Here is an 18,719-nt window from a genome sequence, read left to right as displayed (position 1 = left end):
TATGGAAAACAGAATTGATACCGTAATCGTCGACGACGACAACCCGTCGATACGGCTCTTGGCCGACCGGCTGAAAGCCTACCCCGATGTGCGGGTGGTAGCTACGGCCGGTAACGGCGAGGAGGGTTGGAATACGGTCTTGAGGTATAAACCCGACCTGCTCTTTCTCGATGTGGAGCTCTCCGACACGTCGGGGCTGGAGTTCCTGTCGTCGCTCGACAGGCATATCGACTGGGATATGAAGGTGGTATTTTATACCTCGTACGAGAAATACCTGTTGCCGGCTCTGCGGTTGCCGGCTTTCGATTATTTGCTCAAGCCGGTGAGCGACAGTGAACTGTCGCTGATTATGGACCGTTACTACCTGTTGCGCGACGAGTCTCGCCGGATGGTTGTCCCGCCTTCGATACCGTCGCCGTCGCCGATGCAGTCGATACTGATTACCACCATTACCAACGACAAGCTCATTGTGCGGGCCGAGAATATCGGCTTTTTCAAATACGATTCGGAGCGCAAGTTGTGGAAGGTAATCCTGAACAATCTGCAGCACTTTATTCTGAAACACCAGACCACGGCCGATACGATTCTGAATTACGCTCCCGAGTTTATCCAGATTCACAAGTCGTATATCATCAATATCAATTACCTGTATATGATTTCGGAGAACAGCTGCACGTTGTTGCCTCCGTTCAACAAGGTGTCGGAGCTCCGGGTGAGCAAGGTCTACAAAAAGAAATTGCTGGACCGGTTTTACGATTTGTAAACCAGCCCAGCAATAGCTCTTCGGAGGGATGTGCCTATTTCGAGGCTTTCAATCCCCGAACGACGGCAGCCGAAAATCCGGCGGCCTCCATTTCGTTAAGTCCTTTGATGGTGATGCCGCCGGGTGTGGTCACGCGGTCTATCTCCACTTCGGGGTGGTTGCCGGTATCGAGCAGCAGTTCGGCGGCCCCTTTGACGGTCTGTTCTACGACCAGTTGGGCATCTTGAGGACGGAATCCCATCTCTATGCCCCCCTCGATGGCAGCCCGTATGTAGCGCATGGCAAAGGCTGTGCCGCAAGAGCAGAGCGCTGTGCCGGCCTCCATGAGGCTCTCGTCGACGAGAAGGCTCTTGCCCAGGCTGTCGAGCATCGTCTTGATGACGTCTACCTGCTCGGGTGTGGCGTTGTAGGGGGTGAAGAGGGTCATGCTCTGCCGGATAGCCACGGCCGTGTTGGGCATCACCCGGAAGATGGCGGGGATGGCATCGCCCGAAGCGAAGAGAGCGGCCAGGCGTTCGATAGTGGCGCCGGCTACAATCGAGACAATCATCTGGCGGGGCAGGTCGAGCTCCTTGCGAATGTCGATGGCCACGCTGTCGAGAACCCAAGGCTTCACGGCCAGGACGATGATGTCGGCATCCTTCACGGCGGCCTTGTTGTCGGTGGTGGTGTGAATCGAGGCAATCTCGCCCTGAATCGTTTCCAGTTTCTCTTTACCCCGGTTGCTCACTGTAATGTCGTCCGGGTTTACGAAAGTGCTTTTGGTCAGTCCGCGGGCTATGGCTCCACCCATATTCCCGCATCCTATAATCGTTATTTTCATGGAAGTATGTTTTTAAGTTTACCGATAAAACAATCGGCTTGTTCTTGCGATAGCGACAGAGGCGGCAGCAATCGTATCACGTTCGTGCCCGAGGCTCCGGTAAATACGTGCTGCTCGAACAGCAGTTTGTGGCGCAGCTCCTTGACGGGCTGGTCGAACTCGAGCCCGATCATCAACCCCTTGCCCCGCACCTCCTTGATTTGAGGAATCTCCCGGAGCCGGTCGATGAGGTATTGCCCCACGCGGGCCGCGTTGTCGACGAGGTGTTCGTCGCGCATCACGTCGAGCACGGCACAGGCAGCGGCGCAGGCCAGGTGGTTGCCGCCGAAGGTGGTGCCCAGCATCCCGTATACGGGGGTGAACTGGGGGCTGATGAGGACTCCCCCGATGGGGAATCCGTTGCCCATGCCCTTGGCCATGGTGATGAGGTCGGGGCGTATGCCGGCATGCTGGTGGGCAAAGAACTTGCCCGTGCGGCCGTAGCCTGACTGTACTTCGTCGACGATGAGCACGACTCCGTGGCGGGTGCAGGCCTCGCGCAGGTCGCGCAGGAACTGCGCGTCGGGTACCTGAATGCCGCCCACGCCCTGTATGCCCTCGATGATGACGGCGCAGACGTCGCCGGCGGCCATCTCCTGCTCGACACGAGCCATGTCGTTGAGGGGGAGGAAAGCCACCTCGAAGGTGTCGTTGATGGGGGCGACGATGCGGGGGTTGTCGGTCACCTTGACTGCGGCCGAGGTACGGCCGTGGAAGGAGTGGGCAAAGGCGATGACCTTCTTCTTGCCGGTGTGGAACGAGGCCAGTTTCAGCGCGTTTTCGTTGGCCTCGGCCCCCGAGTTGATGAGGAAGAGGGCATAGTCGTCATACCCCGACAGGGCGCCCAGCTTGTCGGCCAGTTGCTGTTGCAGGCTGTTGATAACCGAGTTGGAGTAGAAGACGAGCTTCTGGGCCTGCTCGGTAATGCGTTTCACGTAGCAGGGGTGCGAGTGGCCTATGGAGATGACGGCGTGACCCCCGTAGAGGTCGAGGTACTCGGTGCCCTGCGTGTCGTAGGTGTAGCACCCTTTCCCGGCTACGATTTCCAGGTCGAACAGCGGATATACGTCAAATAGTTTCATAACAGTTTCCAGCTTAAAAAGCCGAAGGCTTCAACTGCAGCCCCACCCGTTCGTGCAGGCCGAACAGCAGGTTCATGTTGTGTACGGCTTGTCCCGAGGCTCCTTTCAACAGGTTGTCGATGACCGAGACGATGAGCAGTTTGCCGTCGTGCTTCTCGAGATAGAGGAGGCACTTGTTGGTGTTGACCACCTGCTTCAGGTCGGGCATCCGGTCGGTGAGGAAGGTGAAGTTATGATCGTCGTAGTAGGTGTTGTACAGCTCCTTCAGCAGCTCCAGCTCGACGGGGCAGTCGAGGTAGAGCGTGGCAAAGATGCCCCGCGAGAAGTTACCCCTGACGGGGATGAAGTTGATGGGGGCCGAGAAGCTGTTCTGCAACTTCGAGAGGCTCTGCCGTATCTCGGACAGGTGCTGGTGGTTGAACGGCTTGTAGATGGAGATGTTGTCGTTGCGCCAGCTGAAGTGGCTGGTGGGCGAGGGCTTCTGCCCCGCGCCGGTCGAGCCGGTGATGGCGTGCACGTGTATCTCGCTGTTGAGCAGCAGGTTCTTGGCCAGCGGTAGCAGCGCCAGTTGAATGGCCGTGGCGAAGCAACCCGGGTTGGCCACATGCTTGGAGCGGATGATGTACTTGCGGTTCAGCTCGGGCAGCCCGTAGACGAAGTCGTTGTCGGGGGCATCGAGCCGATAGTCGGCCGAGAGGTCGATGATGCGCAGCTCGTCGGGCAGCTTGTGGCTCTCCATGAACTTGCGGGTGTCGCCGTGTGCCGTGCAGAAGAAGAGCAGGTCTATTTCGTCGAAGGGCATCTCGCGGGTAAAGACAAGGTCGGTCTCGCCGAACAGTCCGGTGTGAACGTCGGTCACTCGGTTTCCGGCGTTGCTTTCGCTGTGTATGAACACAATCTCTACATCGGGGTGGTTGATCAACAATCTTATCAATTCGCCGGCGGTATACCCTGCGCCGCCTATAATACCTACTTTAATCATAACGATGGGGTTGACAGTTTTGATTTTCGGACTCTAATCTACGATTTATTTTTTGTTTTTATTTTGTATGGAATAGAAAATTTTCATCTGGTTGCCCAAAATTTTGGTGAAGCCCTTCACATCGTCGGCACTCCAGGCCTTGTTCACCTCGCCGTATTCGCCGAAGTCCGACTTCATCAGGTCATAGTCGCTCTCGATGCCCACCAGCACGTAGCGGTAGGGGTGCAACTCGATGATTACGCGGCCGGTGACGTTGTGCTGCGAGCTGTCGAGGAAGGCCTCGATGTCGCGCATGACCGGCTCGAGGTACTGGGCCTCGTGCAGGAACATGCCGTACCACGTGGCTACCTGGTCTTTCCAGTATTGCTGCCACTTGGTGAGGGTATGCTTCTCGAGCATCTTGTGGGCGGCGATGATGAGCATGGGGGCGGCGGCTTCGAATCCCACCCGTCCCTTGATGCCGATGATGGTGTCGCCTATGTGCATGTCGCGGCCTATGGCATAGGGCGAGGCGATGGCTTCGAGGGCCTGTATGGCCTTCACCTTGTCGTCGTAGGCCTGCCCGTCGATGGCGGCAATCTCGCCCTTCACGAAGTCGAGTGTGATGGTGCGGCTCTGCGTGGCCGTCATCTGCGAGGGGTAGGCCTCCTCGGGCAACGTCTGATTGCTCTTGAGGGTCTCCTTGCCGCCGATGCTGGTGCCCCACAACCCTTTGTTTATCGAGTATTCCATCTTCTTGAAGTCGGCCGTGTAGCCGTGCTTCTTGAGGTATTCGATTTCGTATTCGCGGGTGAGGGTCATGTCGCGGGTGGGGGTGATGATGCCGATTTCGGGGGCCAGAATCTGGAACGTAAGGTCGAACCGCACCTGGTCGTTACCGGCACCGGTGCTGCCGTGGGCCACGTAGTCGGCCCCGATCTCCTTGGCATAGTTGATGATGGCGATGGCCTGGAAAGTACGTTCGGAACTTACCGAGATGGGGTAGGTGCCGTTGCGCAGCACATTCCCGAACACCATGTATTTGATGCTCTTCTGGTAATACTCCTGGGTGATGTCGAGCGTAGCGTGCTTGACGGCGCCCAGTCGGTAGGCTCGCTCTTCGATCGATTTCAACTCTTCGGGACCGAAACCGCCGGTGTTGGCAATGGCGGTATAGACGTCATACCCGCACTCCTGCGACAGGTATTTTACACAAAAGGAGGTGTCGAGACCTCCGCTAAAAGCCAATACTACTTTCTTGTTAGCCATGATATGCAGTTATTTTTGAGGTTGATTGTCGTTGTTTTCGTGTTCGTGGGGGTCGTAGAGCATGCCGGTGCAGAGGCACATGCGGCGGTTGTTGCGCTGCAGGATGTCGAAGTTGACGCAGCTCTCGCACCCTTTCCAGAAGGCGGGGTCGTCGGTGAGCGAGGCAAATGCCACGGGGCGGTAGCCCAGTTCGTTGTTGATTTTCATCACGGCCTCGCCGGTGGTGAGTCCGAATATTTTGGCTTCGGGGAATCGCTCACGCGACAGCTCGAAGGCTTTGCGTTTGATGCGTTTGGCCAGGCCGTGACCGCGATAGGCGTCGACGACGATGAGGCCCGAGTTGGCCACGAATTGCTTGTTGCTCCAGCTCTCGATGTAGCAGAAGCCGGCAAACTTGTCGCCGTCGAGCGCGATGATGGCCTTGCGCTCGAGCATCTTCTGTTTTACATATTCGGGAGACCGTTTGGCAATACCGGTTCCTCTTATCTTGGCTGCTTTCTCGATGGTGTCGAGGATGGTGTCGACGTAGGGGATATGTCTTTCGTCGGCAACGATGACTTTGATTTCTTCTTCCATAATGTGTTTGTCCTCTTCTCCTTAAGAGGGGGTTATAGCGTCGTAGAATTTGTGTGGTTACTTGTGCAGGTCGGGCATGAAGGGCGAGAGCGCCAACATGGCTTGCTGGTGGTTGATGTTCTCTTCGAGAATCACCAGCACCGTGTCGTCACCGGCGATGGTGCCCAACACTTCGGGCGGCGTGTTGCTGTCGATGTCGTAGGCCAGACTGCCGGCATATCCGGGTCGGGTCTTGATGACAGCCAGGTTGCCCGAGAAGTTGATGGAGATGAAGCTCCCCGAGACTGGGCGTTCGGAGTTGTCGGCCAGCTTCTCCTGCATGAGTTTCCCTACGTTCCCGATTTCGGGCATGATGTAGACGTAGGAGCCGTCGCTGCCGGGAACCTTGGCGATGCGCAGTTGCTTCAAGTCGCGCGAGAGGGTGGCTTGGGTCAGGTCGAAGCCCGATTCATGCAGACGTTGCAGAATTTCGTCCTGGCTTTTTACCCTCGAGTGGATGATGATTTCTCGTATTGCTTGTAGACGAGCAGCTTTATTTTTCATAATGCGAATTTTACTGTTGAATAATTATGCGACAAATATAACTAAAAAATAGAATAATGGAATAAAATTTGTATATTTTTTACAGTATAGGGCGAAATTTAAACTCTAACTGCATGCTTATGCAATAAAACAGCCTTTGAGCCTGCCGGTCGGTCGGGTGTGGCTCGGATGTGGGGAGAAGAGGAGAAATTTTTTCGACGCTATAACCCCCTCCCTTGCACCTTTGCCTCCCGTGAGTTGTCCGGGCTGTGTCATGCAAAAGGGTGCGCTCGATTGGAGAACCGGAACGCACCCTTGTATTGCCTGTTAGAGTAGGGGTTTCACCCCCTGCTGTAATTTACAGGTTCAATATCGAGGCAAACTCGGGTGCGGTGCCGACGGCCGAGCAGTCGGTCGAGCAGGGTACGATGGTGGCATAGCCGCGGTCGAGCCAATACTCGTCGGTATCGGTGGCATCGGGTTCGTTGTTTTTGAAGGTGCCGGTGAGCCAGAAGTATTCCCGGCCGTGCGGGTCGACGCGGCAGTCATACTCTTCGGTCCAGTATCCCTGGGCGGCCCGGCACAGCTTCACGCCGTTGAGTTGCGGCCGGTTGGGTATGTTCACGTTGAGCCCGATATCCTGCGGCCATTGCTTGGTGGCGAGTGCCTTCCGGCAGATGTCGACCACGAGGTTGCGGCACGGTGCAAAGTCGGCATCGGCCTTGTGGTTGCAGAGTGAGAAACCTATGGAGGGGATGTGCAGCAGCGCTCCCTCGAACACGGCACCCATGGTGCCCGAGTAGACCACGCTTACGCCCGAGTTGGAGCCGTGGTTGATGCCCGAGACGATGAGGTCGGGGCGACGGTCGAACAGAATATTCATCGACAGTTTTATGCAGTCGACGGGCGTACCGTTGGTGCTGATCTGGCAGAAGCCCTCCTGCTCGTCGATTACCTTCATGCGCAGGGGCACGGTGACCGTGATGGCCGAGCTCTGTCCCGAGCGGGGGCCGTCGGGGGCCACCACTACGATGTCGCCCAGCGGTTTCAGAAATTGGGCGACCTGCTGCAATCCCCTGGCCTGGATGCCGTCATCGTTAGTGATGAGGATGAGCGGTCGCTGAGAATGAATTATTTTTTTCATATCATGCGGAAATCTGTTTAATGATGCAAAAGTAATGAATAAAAATCTTAATCTTTTATATTTTAACGGATAATATGGAGTCCTAAAATAGGTAAAAGAGGCGGCCGTTTCTGGTGGAAGTCTCTGAAAAAAAGTGTATCTTTACGCAGAAAAACAGCGAAGTGGCTGTTGTGTTTATCAACAAAAGGGGCCACTTATCAACAATTGGACTATTTTCGAGTACACCGGAGTGCGTAATGTGGATGAAAAGATATTCCTTTGTATAGTGAAAAAATAACAGTATGGGTAAAATTATCGCTATTGCAAATCAAAAAGGGGGCGTCGGGAAGACGACGACTTCGATCAATTTGGCTACCTCTCTGGCTGTTTTGGAAAAGAAGGTTTTGCTCCTCGATGCCGATCCTCAGGCCAATGCCTCGTCGGGTCTGGGCATAGACCCGCAACAGGTGAAATCGTCGATCTACGAGTGTCTGGTAGGACAGGCCTCGATTAAGGATTCGGTGGTAGATACCTGTGTCGACGGGCTTAACCTGGTAGCTTCGCATATCGACTTGGTGGGTGCCGAGCTGGAACTGATGAATATGAGAAACCGCGAACGGGTGTTGGCGCAGGCGCTCAACGAAGTGCGCGACGACTACGACTACATATTGATCGACTGCTCGCCCTCGTTGGGACTGATTACGGTCAATGCCCTCACCGCGGCCGATTCTGTTATTATCCCCGTACAGGCCGAATATTTCGCGCTGGAGGGGATTAGCAAATTGTTGAATACGATTAAGATAATCAAATCGAAACTGAACCCGAAGCTCGAAATCGAGGGCTTTCTGCTCACGATGTACGACTCGCGTTTGAGACTGGCCAACCAGATTTACGAAGAGCTGAAAGGCCACTTCGGCAGTCTGGTGTTCAATACGGTAATCCAACGGAACATCCGTTTGAGCGAGGCCCCCAGTCACGGCCTGCCGGCGTTGCTCTACGACTGCGAGTCGCGGGGTAGCGTCAACCACATGGAGCTGGCCAAAGAGTTGATTACCAAGAATCGATAGATAGTAGAAAAGAAGGAGAACAAAGATATGTCAGCACCTAAAAGAAGTGCATTGGGTAGAGGACTGGATGCCCTGATTTCGATGGACAACATCGTTACCAGCGGTACCTCCTCGATTCATGAAGTAGAGTTGTCGCGGATTGTGCCCAACCCCGACCAGCCCCGGCGCGAGTTTGACCAGGAGGCGCTCGAGGAGTTGGCGGCTTCGATTCGCGAGTTGGGCATCATACAGCCCATTTCGCTCCGACAGTTGGAGGGCGGCGACTACCAGATAATTGCCGGTGAACGCCGTTACCGCGCTGCCCAGATGGCCGGGCTCGACACGATTCCCGCCTATGTGCGTACGGCCGAGGACGAGACCCTCATGGAGATGGCTCTCATCGAGAACATCCAGCGCGAAGACTTGAACGCGATTGAAATCGCCCTGGCCTTCCAGAAGCTCATCGAGCTCTATCAGCTCACGCAAGAGAAGCTGAGCGAGCGGGTGGGCAAGAAACGGACCACCATAGCCAACTACCTGCGGCTGTTGAAACTCCCGGCCGAGGTACAGATAGGCCTGCGCGACAAGCGCATCGACATGGGTCACGCCCGGGCTCTGCTCTCGGTCTCCGACCCGGCCCTGCAGCTCGAGCTCTACGAGCGCATCCTCTCCGACGGGTTGAGCGTGCGCAACGTCGAGGAGTTGGCCAAGACCCTTGCGGCCGGTGGCGAACGTGCCCGCAAGAAGGCACAGAAGAAGGTGATGATGCGGCAGGAGTACAACGTGCTCAAATCGCACCTCTCCGACTTCTTCCAAGCCAAAGTGCAGTTTAGCTGCGACGAGAAAGGAAAAGGAAAAATATCGATCCCGTTTAAGAACGAGGAAGACTTAGAACGAATTATCGGTTTGTTCGATAAATTGAAATAGAGTTTTGAGACTATCGGGTAACATGGGCTGGAAAAGAGCCTCGATACTGGTGTGGATAATAGGGTGGTGGAGCTTGACGTCGTTGGGCGCGGTTCCCGAATTGTCGCGGCCTGTTACCGGCGGACGGCTCGTCCCGGGTGCAGCCCGTCAGGCCCAGGGGGCCAAGAGCCTCCCGGCCGATTCGATACGGGCCGTCGAGCCGCAAGTGGTGGCCGACTCGGTGTCGGTGACCTCGGGCGACAGCATAGGCGCGCTGCTGCAAGACTCGGTACCCCTGATGATTACCGACTCGCTGGGGCAGATTGCCCTGGCCGATACCGCCCAGCTGAAATCGACACACCGCAAGTCGTGGCGTCCCGCCTCGTTCAACCCCGACCCCATGCGGGCGGTGTGGCTGTCGGCCCTCTTCCCGGGACTGGGGCAGATTTACAACCGCCGCTACTGGAAACTGCCTATCGTCGTGGGCGGTTATGTGGGGCTCTTCTATGCGACGACCTGGAACAGCAACATGTTGGCCGACTACCAGCGGGCCTATCTCGATATCATGGACAGCGACCCCACGACCAACAGCTATATGGACTTTTTCTCCTCGGCTTACAAGGAGGAGGATATAGACAAGGATTGGCTCACCAGCGTGCTGAAGCAGCGCAAGGACTACTACCGGCAGTATCGCGACCTCTGTATCATCTGCATGATCGGGCTCTATGCCATCTGTATGATCGATGCCTATGTCGATGCCCAGTTGTATCACTTCGACGTGAGCCCCGACATATCGATGCAGTGGCAGCCGGCCGTGATACCCACCGGCCGATCGGCATTGCCGGCGGTGGGTGTGCAGTGTGCGATTACGTTTTAATGAATTGGAATAAAGAGAAAGAGGATAATGAAGAGGATAGGATTTATTTTAGCAGGTTTGGGGCTTTCGTTGTGTAGCTTCGCCCAGGGGGTGGAGCTCGACGAGGAGTATATCGAGTTGGATACGACCGAGGTGGCCTTGCCCGACTCGATGGAGATATTGGTCTCTGACAGTACCGAAGTGTATCCCGAGAGTATGGAGGCCGATTTGAATACACTGCTGACCAACTGGTACATGCAGCAGTATGCCGTGGTCGACAATTCGTGCCTGGAAAACAGCGTGAATATCGATTATCCCGACTCGGTCTATATCCGCAAGCTGTCGCAACTGCCCACGGTTATCGAGATGCCCTACAACAGCGTGGTGCGTCGCTATATCGACATGTATGTGCAACGACGTCGTGCCCTGGTGGAGAACCTGCTGGGTCTGAGTACCTACTACATGCCTATCTTCGAGGAGGCTCTCGAGCGTGAAGGGCTCCCGCTCGAACTGAAATATCTGCCCATCATCGAGTCGGCACTGCGACCCGATGCCACTTCGCGTGCGGGTGCCGCCGGCTTGTGGCAGTTCATGGTGAAGACCGGCAAGAGCATGGGACTCGAGGTGAACAGCCTGGTCGACGAGCGCCGCGATCCCATCAAGTCGTCGGCCATGGCGGCCCGCTACCTCAAAGACCTCTACGGCATCTATCACGACTGGGCATTGGCTATAGCCTCGTACAACTGCGGCCCCGGCAATGTGAGCAAGGCCATCCGTCGCTCGGGCGGCAAGACCGACTATTGGGAGATTTATCCTTACCTGCCTCGCGAGACGAGGGGATACGTGCCGGCCTTCATTGCCGTCAACTATGTGATGAACTATTACAACGACCACAATATTTGTCCCGTGCTTACACGTCGGCCCCTCCTGACCGATACGGTGCAGGTGACTCGCCGGGTGCACCTCAAGCAAATATCCGATGTGCTGCAAATCCCGATCGAGGAGATTCGCAGCCTCAATCCCCAGTACCGCCGCGACATTATCCCGGGCAACATTCGCCCCTATGCACTCATCTTGCCTTCGCAGCAGGTCTATGCCTATATCGAGGCACAGGACGATATTTTTGCCCATGATGCCGAGCTGTATGCGCAGCGCACTTCGGTCGAGCCGGCCGGTATTGCCCCCGGCACGATGGTCTATCACAAGGTGCGCAAGGGTGAGACACTCTCGAAGATAGCTCAGAAGTATGGCGTATCGGTGAGCAATCTGCGGGCCTGGAACAACCTGGGCAAGAGCTCCTATCTGCGTATCGGGCAGCGATTGGCCGTGAGCAGCAAGGGGGCGAAGAAGAGCAGCAGTACGGCTGTAGCAGCTTCGTCGGCCAAAAGTAAAAGCGGTTCTTCGGCGTCGAAGTATCACACGGTGCGCAAAGGCGAAAGTCTGTGGACCATCTCCCAAAAGTATAAAGGCATTTCGGCCGAAGACATTAAGCGCGAAAACAATCTGAAAGGCAATGCCATCCGGCCGGGACAGCGGCTGAAGATTCCGGCAGCCTGATCAGGACCGATTATTCAATCTCCATCGAAAGGGGTATCGTCGTCTATCTCCTCGAGGTCGATAATGGCATCGAGGATGAGACTTTGGTCTATTTGAGCAAAGTAGATACGGCGGGCTCCCATGTACCGTTTGGCATAATAGGGCGACGAGCTCCAATCCTCGCGTATACCCTGCGAGGTAGAGGCATGTATGAACTTGAATCGCCCGTCGGGGTAGACTTCGGTTACCAGTCCTACGTGTCCCACCCTTGCCCGGCGGCTGTTACTCCCCTTGAAAAATACCAGGTCGCCCCGGCGTATCTGTTCGTCGGCTACCGAGATGCCCTGCAGAAACTGCGAAGCCGAACTGGCGTTGAGCGGGTAGGAAAAGTGGTTGAAGACATATTGCATGAATCCCGAGCAGTCGAATCGATTGGGTCCCTTTCCACCCCGGCGGTAGGGGGTGCCGGTATATTTGCGGGCATAGACGATGAGGCTGTCGATTTGTTTGTCGACCAGAGTTTGAGGCAGAGGTACCGACAGTGGCTTCATCAGCGAGTCGGGTATGTTTACGGCGGTATCGGTATCGCGAGGGATTGCAGCGGTACGGCTTTTTTTAGGAGTAGCTCCGGCCGACAGAAGACAAGCTGCGGTCAGAAATACGATGGCTGCGTGACGATAAGTAATACAAATCCTCTTCATAATCTTTCTTGTTTTTGAGCGATAGGCCGGTCGCCTGAGTCGGGATGGATGCGGGTTGTCAAAAGGCTTCTCGGTATTTCCCGTCGGAACTGTCGTCGATGATGCTCAGGTAGCTGGCGTATCTCGATTCGCTTATCTCGTGATTTTCGAGAGCCTTCAACACCGCACAGCCGGGTTCGTGCCGGTGGGTGCAGTCGCTGAAGCGGCATCCCCGCGAAATCTCGAATATCTCGGGGAAGAAGTGAGCCACCTCGCTTGGGTCGAAGTCGATGGTGCCGAACCCCTTGATGCCCGGGGTGTCGATGAGGTATCCCCCTTGAGGCAGCGGGTACATCTCGGAGAAGGTGGTCGTGTGCATGCCCTTGTGGTGGGCGGTCGATACGGCACCGATTCTGATTTCGACACCGGGCAGGATGCGGCTGATGATGGTCGATTTCCCCACCCCCGAATTACCCGATAGCAGGGTGATGCGATCTTTGAGCGAGTCGGTGATGAAGTCGAACCCCTCGCCCGTGGCGGCCGACACGCAGCGGCACTCGTAGCCGATGGAGCGGTAGAGGTAGCAGAGTGCCTCGGCATACTCCCGGTCGTCGGGGGTGAAGGTGTCGCACTTGTTGATGATGATGTGCACGGGTATGCGGTAGGCCTCGGCCGTGGCCAGAAAGCGGTCGATGAAGGTGGTCGAGGTGAGGGGCGAGTTGACGGTGACCACAAGCAGGGCCAGGTCGATGTTGGCGGCGATGATGTGCGACTCTTTCGACAGGTTGGAGGCCCGGCGTATGATGTAGTTCTTCCGCTCGTGTATGCGGGTGATGAAGGCGGTATGGTCGGGGTTCATCTCGATGTCGACCCGGTCGCCCACCGATACCGGGTTGGTACTGCGTATTCCCTTCAATCGGAAATTCCCCTTGATTTTGCACGGTATCGACTCGCCCGCATCGGTGCGCACGATATACCAGCTACCCGTATTTTTGATGACAAGCCCTTCCACGTAATCGGTTTTTAGGTTACAAATGTAGCAGAAAGTTTTGGAAATGGAAATAAAAAGGAGGTGAGCCTGTGGTTTTTCGACCCGGCTCACCTCTGGTATGACCAATTTGAAAGTGTCGTTATACGGTGAGAATCTCTTTCTCCTTCTCGGCAAAGATGTCGTCGATTTTTTTCATGTATTTGTCGTGCAGCTTTTGAGCCGAGGCTTCGCCATCTTTGGCTACATCTTCCGACATGCCCTCTTTCTGGGCCTTTTTCAAGGCGTCGATTACATCGCGGCGGGCGTTACGTACGCTCACTTTGGCATTTTCGGCCTCTTGTTTCGACTGTTTCACGAGCGCTTTGCGTCGTTCCTCGGTCAACGGGGGAATGGAGAGCCGGATAATTTCGCCGTTGTTCTCGGGGGTGATGCCCAGCTCGGAGTCGAGAATGGCTTTTTCGATAACCCGGAACATCGATTTTTCCCACGGGGTGATGACGATGGTGCGGGCGTCGGGCACCGAAATGTTGGCTACATTCGAGAGCGGGGCCTGGCTGCCGTAGTAGTCGACCCGTATGCCGTCGAGAATCCGCGGGTTTGCTTTACCGGCCCGGATGTGAGCCAGAGCCTCGTCGAGGAATTCGATAGCCATAGACATTTTTTCTTCGGCCGTGTTGAGATATGTTTTTACGTCGTCCATAATAAAGTAGGGTTGAAAAGTTTCTAATAGTTTTGTGAACAAATGTACTCTTTTTTTCGAGAATGACCAAGCGGGCCTGTTAATATACCAGGGTGCCGATGTTCTCGCCCGACAATACCTTTTTCAGGTTGCCCACGGTATCCATGTCGAATACGATGATGGGCAGGTGGTTCTCTTTGCAGAGGGTGGTGGCGGTGAGGTCCATTACCTTCAGGCCGCGGGTGTAGATTTCGTCGTAGCTGATCTTGTCGAACTTCACGGCGGTGGGGTCTTTCTCGGGGTCGGCCGTGTAGATGCCGTCGACGCGGGTACCCTTGAGCATCACGTCGGCTTCGATTTCGATGCCGCGCAGGGCCGAACCGGTGTCGGTGGTGAAGAAGGGGTTGCCCGTTCCGCACGAGATAATGGCGATTTCGCCCTTCTGCATGGCCTCGATGGCTTTCCACTTGCTGTAATGCTCGCCGATGGGGAACATGTTGATGGCCGTGAATACCCGGGCCTTTTGGCCTACCTTCTCGAGCGCCGAACTCAAGGCCAGGCTGTTGATGACAGTGGCCAACATGCCCATCTGGTCGCCTTTCACCCGGTCGACCCCTTGGGTCGTTCCGCTCAATCCGCGGAATATGTTGCCGCCGCCGATGACGATACCGATTTCGATACCCATCCCGGCAATCTCTTTGATTTGCGAGGCATACTCGGTTACCCGTTTTTCGTCGATGCCATATTGTTTTTCACCCATGAGCGACTCGCCGCTCAGTTTCAGGAGTATTCTTTTGTAACGATTGCTCATAACCACACTGTGTTTGTTGATTTTATTGGTTTTCAAAAATAGTGAATTTTTATTATTCTCTGAATTTTGGGTCGCAAATTCTGTAAGAAAAATAGCAGTTTCGTTTTTTTAGCCTCTTCTTTGCCGATATTCCGCTGCCGAATGTGTATATTTGTCCGTCTGTAATGTGATTGATTAAACGTATGAATATGAGGCGGGTAATAGGTGTGCTTCTTTTGTGTGCGACGCTCTTTGCGGCATGGGGTGAACAGCCGTATCGCACTGTATTGCGGAAGGCCGACGACTACTTTGTAAATGCCGAGTGGCGCGATGCTCTTGCCATGTACGACACGCTGCTCGAGCGTCGACCCGGTCGGGTGAAAACCTATGTCGATGCGGTGGTTGCTTCGGCCATGCTCAACGACTCGGCAGCTATCATGCAATATGTGGTGCGGTCCGAGATGCAGGGGCTCTCGCTCGATTCGCTCTTTACGGGCATCGATGTGCTCTCCCGCTCCATTGGACAGACCGGCGTGTATGAACAGGTGCTGCTGCTGGTCAAGAGCGAGCAGCCTTGGTTTACGCGGGTGGCAAACAATTACCTGTTGGGTTACTACGAGTTCCGGCGTGATGCGGTCCACACCCTGGCCATTGCCGATGAGTTGCTGGCGGTGATGCCTCGCCAGGTCAACTACCTGAAGTCGAAGGCTAATGCCCTGCTGCTGGCCGGCGACAGCGAGGCCGCTGTCGAGGTGCAGAAGTCGATTCTGCAAATCGACTCGCTCGACTTCGATGCCAATCTTTTTCTGGGTAGCTACTATGCCGTCAAGGGGCAGGAACGACTCGATTCGATAGATACCCGTTATCTCGAGGAGGTGGGGCAGCCACCGGTGCAGGCCTCGTACTATCGCGAGGCCAAGCGCGAGGTGCTCGCTTCCGATATAGCCAGTGCCCGTCGCTATTTTACGGCGGCGGTTCAGAGGCAAAGCAATCGGTATTTGACCGACCAACTGGCTCGGCTGGACCGTCTGACCGACGAGTTGCCCCAGCTCAGCGGCATTGTCAAACCGTTACTCTGGCGGTTAAAGCAGGAATGATACCTCTTTGAAGGCGAAGCGTCTCTCCTCGCCTGTATCGGTCGTGAGTATCAGATGGCCGTCGGGCTCTACCCCTGTAATCGAAGCATAAAAGGTTTTGCCCTCGCTGCAATAGGGATACTCTCCGTCGTTGCGGTAGAGGGTGGCTGCATACTCTTCGCGCAGCGCCCGGGCCGAGTCGGTAAAGGTCTGCTGGTAGCGGGTGCGGAAAGCATCGACAAACTGGTCGAGAACCGCCTCGATGTCATAGGTATGACCCGTAATCTGGAACAGCGAAACGGGGTTGGGAGCATCGCTCACGAAAGTTGCTTGGTTGATGTTGAGTCCTATGCCCACGATGGAGCGGGCAAAAGTGGTGCCGCTTAATACATTTTCGATGAGGATGCCGGCTATCTTCTTGTCCTCCCAGTAGATGTCGTTGGGCCATTTGATGGAGAAGCCTGTGGCATAGCGGCCGAGCAGGTCGGTCATGGCCAGCGAAACGGCCTGCGAGAGCAGAAACTGTTGGTTGGCCGGGATGTGTTCGGGGCGCAGCAGCAGGCTGAAGGTAAGGTTCTTGCCCGGTTCCGATTCCCACGAGTTGCCCCGTTGTCCACGTCCGGCCCGTTGGGTATCGGTGTAGACGATATGGCCCTCGGGCAAGTGCCGGTCGGTATCGAGTTGTTGCAGATAGGTGTTGGTCGAAGCGGTTTCGACCAGGTGGTCTTTGGTGAAAATTATCTCTTTGGTTTCCATTGCGTTTGCAGATGAATGTTAACAGTTAAGAGGGGCGAGAAAGGCATCTTCGATATGTTCGATTTCGAAGCTGTCGTTATTGCCCACAAGGGTGATGATGTCGAATCGCACCTCGAACGGGATGTTGAACAGGCGTATGTAAGCATCGGTAGCCCGCACGATATTCTTGATTTTGCGCAGGGTCACCGCCTCTTCGGGGCGTAGAAAGTCGAGACTGCTGCGGGTCTTCACCTCGACCACGACGAGGGTCGTGTCGCGATAGGCCACCAGGTCGAGCTCCATCTTCCCGCTGCGCCAGTTGATGTCGCGAATGATGTACCCCTTTGAGATGAGGTATTCGGCCGCCCGTTCTTCGCCGGTCTTTCCCAATTGGTTGTGTTGTGCCATAGGCTTGCGATTGGGTAGCGAATATACGAAGATTCGGCGGGAATCGGAAGCCGGAGTGCAGATAAAGTGAAAGAGAATAGGGGGAAAATGGTTTTTAAGCGTTATCTATTCAATTATTCAATAATAGTTATATATTTGTGCAGGAGTATGTAATCCGTAAAAATAGAAGAGATATGAAAAACAAGTGGATTGTACCGGCTATCATTGTAGCCTTGGGCCTGTTTTTGTTGGGCCAGCGTATCGAGAGTGGCATCGTCAAGTCGAAAGAGGCTGTGCGAACGGTCTCGGTGAAAGGCCTTTCGGAGCGGGAAGTCCCGGCCGATCGGGTCATCTGGCCACTGGTATATAAGGAGTTGGGCAACGATTTGAGCTCGATATACCGGGCGGTGAATGCCAAGAACAAAATCGTGATCGATTTCTTGAAATCGAATGGTATTGGCGAGAACGAAATTTCGGTGGCCCCTCCCAGCATCGTCGACATGCAGGCCGACCGATATAGCAACCTCAATAATCCGTATCGATACAACGTCACCTCGGTTATCACCGTTTCGTCGAATCAGGTCGACAAGGTGCGCGAGCTCATTGTGAAACAGGCCTCTCTGCTGGAGCAGGGGGTAGCCATCGTGTCGGGCGACTACCAGTACAACACGCAGTTCCTCTTTACCAAGTTGAACGAATTGAAACCCGAGATGATTGCCGAGGCCACCCAGAATGCCCGTATCGCCGCCGAGAAGTTTGCCAAGGATTCGGACAGCAAGCTGGGCAAAATCTCTTCGGCCTATCAGGGGCAGTTCTCTATCGAGGATCGCGATGCCAATACACCTTATTTAAAACACGTGCGCGTAGTGACCTCGGTGGTTTATTACCTGAAAGATTGATTGAAATTGTTTTATGCGTTAACTTTGCGGAGAGTCCTTGAGTCGGTAGCGACCGGGGATTCTCCACTTTTTTTATAAGTGCAACAGAATGATGGACGATAAAGAAAAAGACGAGCGATATATGCGGATGGCCTTGCAGGAGGCCCGGGCGGCTTTCGAGGCTGGCGAAATTCCGGTGGGGGCCGTAGTGGTGTGTAAGAACCGTGTAGTAGCCCGGGCCCATAACCTGACCGAGTGTCTGGGCGATGTGACGGCTCATGCCGAGATGCAAGCCATCACCTCGGCGGCCGCTTCGTTGGGGGGCAAGTATCTGACCGACTGTACCCTCTACGTTACCCTGGAGCCTTGTGTAATGTGTGCCGGGGCTATCGGATGGTCGCAGTTGTCGCGTGTCGTCTTCGGGGCCGGCGACGACAAGCGGGGTTACCGCCGCTTTGCTCCCGAAGCCCTGCACCCCAAAACCCGCGTCGAGTCTGGTATTCTAGCCGACGAGTGCGCCGCCTTGATGAAGAGCTTTTTCAAACGGCGGAGGTAGGTTACAGACCGAAGCAACGGTGTATGAGCGGGGATGGTATTTTCTTGATGATTTTGGCAACGAGTACCGGGAGATAGATACCTATGAGAATGCTGGCCAGATAGAGAGTCCAATAGGAGACCTCGGAATGGGGGATTTTCGTGTATACGATTCGAATGGCTATTTGCGGGAAGATACCCAGTAAAAAGATTTGGAATGTATAATCTCTGAACGAAGCAAACAGCCGAGGTGTCAAAGGTGCCAGATTAAGAGCTAAAGAGGTTGAAGCGAGTATACCCGAGAGATTTAGCAGCAGCCTGGGGCATCCCGGAATAAGCGTAAAGGCACAGAATAGAGCCAATAGCACGATGAATATCCAAGGTGTGCTCAGGTATTGGTGCAGGTGAAATTGACAAAAGAGTATCCCCAGACAAAAGAAAATCAGCATATAAGCCACATTGGAGAG

At 55.0% G+C, this 18,719-nt stretch carries 22 protein-coding genes; 8 read left to right on the top strand and 14 right to left on the bottom strand.

What is annotated here, in order from left to right:
• Position 1: 1 nt before the first annotated feature.
• Positions 2-763: a response regulator gene (locus ABGT88_RS13340; RefSeq protein ID WP_346702599.1), complete on the top strand. Its 762-nt coding sequence runs from the start codon at positions 2-4 to the stop codon at positions 761-763.
• Between the two features lie 34 nt (positions 764-797).
• On the opposite strand, the gene proC is transcribed toward ABGT88_RS13340, so the two are convergent.
• From proC to surE, 7 genes are all read right to left on the bottom strand, one after another.
• A complete protein-coding gene (gene proC / locus ABGT88_RS13335; protein WP_087409289.1) occupies positions 798-1,586 on the bottom strand; it encodes a pyrroline-5-carboxylate reductase in 789 nt (262 codons plus the stop codon).
• Positions 1,583-2,707 (bottom strand): aspartate aminotransferase family protein, encoded by a 1,125-nt coding sequence (locus ABGT88_RS13330; RefSeq protein WP_258326698.1) that lies wholly within the window; start codon positions 2,705-2,707, stop codon positions 1,583-1,585. Before ABGT88_RS13330 ends, proC begins: the two co-directional genes overlap by 4 nt.
• Before the next feature lie 13 nt (positions 2,708-2,720).
• Positions 2,721-3,689 carry an N-acetyl-gamma-glutamyl-phosphate reductase gene (gene argC / locus ABGT88_RS13325; RefSeq protein ID WP_298663100.1) on the bottom strand — a complete coding sequence of 323 codons (969 nt, stop codon included), beginning with the start codon at positions 3,687-3,689 and terminating at the stop codon, positions 2,721-2,723.
• Between the two features lie 45 nt (positions 3,690-3,734).
• Positions 3,735-4,937, bottom strand: a complete 1,203-nt coding sequence (locus ABGT88_RS13320; protein WP_346702595.1) for an argininosuccinate synthase domain-containing protein — start codon at positions 4,935-4,937, stop codon at positions 3,735-3,737.
• 9 nt (positions 4,938-4,946) lie between these two features.
• Positions 4,947-5,513, bottom strand: coding sequence for a GNAT family N-acetyltransferase (locus ABGT88_RS13315; RefSeq protein ID WP_087409293.1), 567 nt, complete (start codon positions 5,511-5,513; stop codon positions 4,947-4,949).
• A gap of 57 nt (positions 5,514-5,570) precedes the next feature.
• Positions 5,571-6,056 carry an ArgR family transcriptional regulator gene (locus ABGT88_RS13310; RefSeq protein WP_346702593.1) on the bottom strand — a complete coding sequence of 162 codons (486 nt, stop codon included), beginning with the start codon at positions 6,054-6,056 and terminating at the stop codon, positions 5,571-5,573.
• Between the two features lie 337 nt (positions 6,057-6,393).
• Entirely contained in the window at positions 6,394-7,179 is a 786-nt protein-coding gene (gene surE, locus ABGT88_RS13305) for a 5'/3'-nucleotidase SurE (protein WP_346702591.1), read from the bottom strand.
• 281 nt (positions 7,180-7,460) lie between these two features.
• Between surE and ABGT88_RS13300 the strand changes: the two genes are divergently transcribed.
• The 4 genes from ABGT88_RS13300 to ABGT88_RS13285 are packed head-to-tail and all read left to right on the top strand — an operon-like array spanning position 7,461 to position 11,523.
• Positions 7,461-8,225 carry a ParA family protein gene (locus ABGT88_RS13300; RefSeq protein ID WP_087409296.1) on the top strand — a complete coding sequence of 255 codons (765 nt, stop codon included), beginning with the start codon at positions 7,461-7,463 and terminating at the stop codon, positions 8,223-8,225.
• Positions 8,226-8,252: 27 nt separating this feature from the next.
• Complete coding sequence (locus ABGT88_RS13295; protein WP_087409297.1) at positions 8,253-9,131, top strand: ParB/RepB/Spo0J family partition protein; 879 nt, start codon at positions 8,253-8,255, stop codon at positions 9,129-9,131.
• A gap of 22 nt (positions 9,132-9,153) precedes the next feature.
• On the top strand, positions 9,154-9,987 hold the full coding sequence (locus ABGT88_RS13290) for a DUF5683 domain-containing protein (RefSeq protein WP_087409298.1): 834 nt from the start codon (positions 9,154-9,156) through the stop codon (positions 9,985-9,987).
• Between the two features lie 27 nt (positions 9,988-10,014).
• A complete protein-coding gene (locus tag ABGT88_RS13285) occupies positions 10,015-11,523 on the top strand; it encodes a LysM peptidoglycan-binding domain-containing protein (protein WP_346702588.1) in 1,509 nt (502 codons plus the stop codon).
• A gap of 14 nt (positions 11,524-11,537) precedes the next feature.
• Here ABGT88_RS13285 and ABGT88_RS13280 read toward each other — a convergent pair whose 3' ends face one another.
• From ABGT88_RS13280 to pyrH, 4 genes are all read right to left on the bottom strand, one after another.
• Entirely contained in the window at positions 11,538-12,203 is a 666-nt protein-coding gene (locus ABGT88_RS13280) for a C40 family peptidase (RefSeq protein ID WP_087409300.1), read from the bottom strand.
• A gap of 58 nt (positions 12,204-12,261) precedes the next feature.
• On the bottom strand, positions 12,262-13,194 hold the full coding sequence (gene rsgA, locus ABGT88_RS13275) for a ribosome small subunit-dependent GTPase A (protein ID WP_346702585.1): 933 nt from the start codon (positions 13,192-13,194) through the stop codon (positions 12,262-12,264).
• Positions 13,195-13,312: 118 nt separating this feature from the next.
• Positions 13,313-13,873 carry a ribosome recycling factor gene (gene frr / locus ABGT88_RS13270; RefSeq protein WP_087409302.1) on the bottom strand — a complete coding sequence of 187 codons (561 nt, stop codon included), beginning with the start codon at positions 13,871-13,873 and terminating at the stop codon, positions 13,313-13,315.
• A 79-nt stretch (positions 13,874-13,952) separates the two neighbouring features.
• Positions 13,953-14,663: a UMP kinase gene (gene pyrH, locus ABGT88_RS13265; protein ID WP_087409316.1), complete on the bottom strand. Its 711-nt coding sequence runs from the start codon at positions 14,661-14,663 to the stop codon at positions 13,953-13,955.
• 188 nt (positions 14,664-14,851) lie between these two features.
• Between pyrH and ABGT88_RS13260 the strand changes: the two genes are divergently transcribed.
• Positions 14,852-15,739 carry a hypothetical protein gene (locus tag ABGT88_RS13260; RefSeq protein WP_346702583.1) on the top strand — a complete coding sequence of 296 codons (888 nt, stop codon included), beginning with the start codon at positions 14,852-14,854 and terminating at the stop codon, positions 15,737-15,739.
• Here the strand turns inward: ABGT88_RS13260 and ABGT88_RS13255 are convergent.
• Positions 15,725-16,474 carry a biotin--[acetyl-CoA-carboxylase] ligase gene (locus tag ABGT88_RS13255; RefSeq protein WP_087409304.1) on the bottom strand — a complete coding sequence of 250 codons (750 nt, stop codon included), beginning with the start codon at positions 16,472-16,474 and terminating at the stop codon, positions 15,725-15,727. The genes ABGT88_RS13260 and ABGT88_RS13255 overlap by 15 nt on opposite strands.
• A gap of 18 nt (positions 16,475-16,492) precedes the next feature.
• The gene (locus ABGT88_RS13250; RefSeq protein WP_087409305.1) at positions 16,493-16,861 is read right to left on the bottom strand and encodes a YraN family protein; all 369 of its coding nucleotides are present in this window, start codon (positions 16,859-16,861) and stop codon (positions 16,493-16,495) included.
• Positions 16,862-17,034: 173 nt separating this feature from the next.
• On the opposite strand from ABGT88_RS13250, the gene ABGT88_RS13245 reads away from it, so the two are divergent.
• Together ABGT88_RS13245 and ABGT88_RS13240 are read left to right on the top strand one after the other, a co-directional pair.
• Complete coding sequence (locus ABGT88_RS13245) at positions 17,035-17,739, top strand: SIMPL domain-containing protein (RefSeq protein ID WP_087409306.1); 705 nt, start codon at positions 17,035-17,037, stop codon at positions 17,737-17,739.
• Between the two features lie 91 nt (positions 17,740-17,830).
• A complete protein-coding gene (locus ABGT88_RS13240; RefSeq protein WP_298663117.1) occupies positions 17,831-18,274 on the top strand; it encodes a nucleoside deaminase in 444 nt (147 codons plus the stop codon).
• A 1-nt stretch (position 18,275) separates the two neighbouring features.
• Here ABGT88_RS13240 and ABGT88_RS13235 read toward each other — a convergent pair whose 3' ends face one another.
• A complete protein-coding gene (locus tag ABGT88_RS13235) occupies positions 18,276-18,509 on the bottom strand; it encodes a hypothetical protein (RefSeq protein WP_346702579.1) in 234 nt (77 codons plus the stop codon).
• Positions 18,510-18,719: the final 210 nt, after the last annotated feature.

This window comes from Barnesiella sp. An22 (assembly GCF_963931395.1).
GTDB classification, from domain to species: Bacteria; Bacteroidota; Bacteroidia; order Bacteroidales; family Barnesiellaceae; genus Barnesiella; species Barnesiella merdigallinarum.
The sequence above is the reverse complement of the archived record's forward strand: the minus strand, read 5'-3'. Positions and strand labels throughout refer to the sequence as shown.

Excerpts from the sequence above, each read along its gene's own strand:
- ABGT88_RS13315 (WP_087409293.1), bottom strand. The coding sequence starts at position 5,513 with ATGGAAGAAGAAATCAAAGTCATCGTTGCCGACGAAAGACATATCCCC.
- ABGT88_RS13330 (WP_258326698.1), bottom strand. The coding sequence starts at position 2,707 with ATGAAACTATTTGACGTATATCCGCTGTTCGACCTGGAAATCGTAGCC.
- ABGT88_RS13285 (WP_346702588.1), top strand. The coding sequence starts at position 10,015 with ATGAAGAGGATAGGATTTATTTTAGCAGGTTTGGGGCTTTCGTTGTGT.
- ABGT88_RS13260 (WP_346702583.1), top strand. The coding sequence starts at position 14,852 with ATGAGGCGGGTAATAGGTGTGCTTCTTTTGTGTGCGACGCTCTTTGCG.
- ABGT88_RS13340 (WP_346702599.1), top strand. The coding sequence starts at position 2 with ATGGAAAACAGAATTGATACCGTAATCGTCGACGACGACAACCCGTCG.
- ABGT88_RS13295 (WP_087409297.1), top strand. The coding sequence starts at position 8,253 with ATGTCAGCACCTAAAAGAAGTGCATTGGGTAGAGGACTGGATGCCCTG.
- proC (WP_087409289.1), bottom strand. The coding sequence starts at position 1,586 with ATGAAAATAACGATTATAGGATGCGGGAATATGGGTGGAGCCATAGCC.
- ABGT88_RS13280 (WP_087409300.1), bottom strand. The coding sequence starts at position 12,203 with ATGAAGAGGATTTGTATTACTTATCGTCACGCAGCCATCGTATTTCTG.
- surE (WP_346702591.1), bottom strand. The coding sequence starts at position 7,179 with ATGAAAAAAATAATTCATTCTCAGCGACCGCTCATCCTCATCACTAAC.
- ABGT88_RS13240 (WP_298663117.1), top strand. The coding sequence starts at position 17,831 with ATGGACGATAAAGAAAAAGACGAGCGATATATGCGGATGGCCTTGCAG.
- ABGT88_RS13320 (WP_346702595.1), bottom strand. The coding sequence starts at position 4,937 with ATGGCTAACAAGAAAGTAGTATTGGCTTTTAGCGGAGGTCTCGACACC.
- ABGT88_RS13245 (WP_087409306.1), top strand. The coding sequence starts at position 17,035 with ATGAAAAACAAGTGGATTGTACCGGCTATCATTGTAGCCTTGGGCCTG.
- pyrH (WP_087409316.1), bottom strand. The coding sequence starts at position 14,663 with ATGAGCAATCGTTACAAAAGAATACTCCTGAAACTGAGCGGCGAGTCG.
- argC (WP_298663100.1), bottom strand. The coding sequence starts at position 3,689 with ATGATTAAAGTAGGTATTATAGGCGGCGCAGGGTATACCGCCGGCGAA.
- frr (WP_087409302.1), bottom strand. The coding sequence starts at position 13,873 with ATGGACGACGTAAAAACATATCTCAACACGGCCGAAGAAAAAATGTCT.
- ABGT88_RS13290 (WP_087409298.1), top strand. The coding sequence starts at position 9,154 with ATGGGCTGGAAAAGAGCCTCGATACTGGTGTGGATAATAGGGTGGTGG.
- ABGT88_RS13255 (WP_087409304.1), bottom strand. The coding sequence starts at position 16,474 with ATGGAAACCAAAGAGATAATTTTCACCAAAGACCACCTGGTCGAAACC.
- ABGT88_RS13300 (WP_087409296.1), top strand. The coding sequence starts at position 7,461 with ATGGGTAAAATTATCGCTATTGCAAATCAAAAAGGGGGCGTCGGGAAG.
- ABGT88_RS13250 (WP_087409305.1), bottom strand. The coding sequence starts at position 16,861 with ATGGCACAACACAACCAATTGGGAAAGACCGGCGAAGAACGGGCGGCC.
- ABGT88_RS13310 (WP_346702593.1), bottom strand. The coding sequence starts at position 6,056 with ATGAAAAATAAAGCTGCTCGTCTACAAGCAATACGAGAAATCATCATC.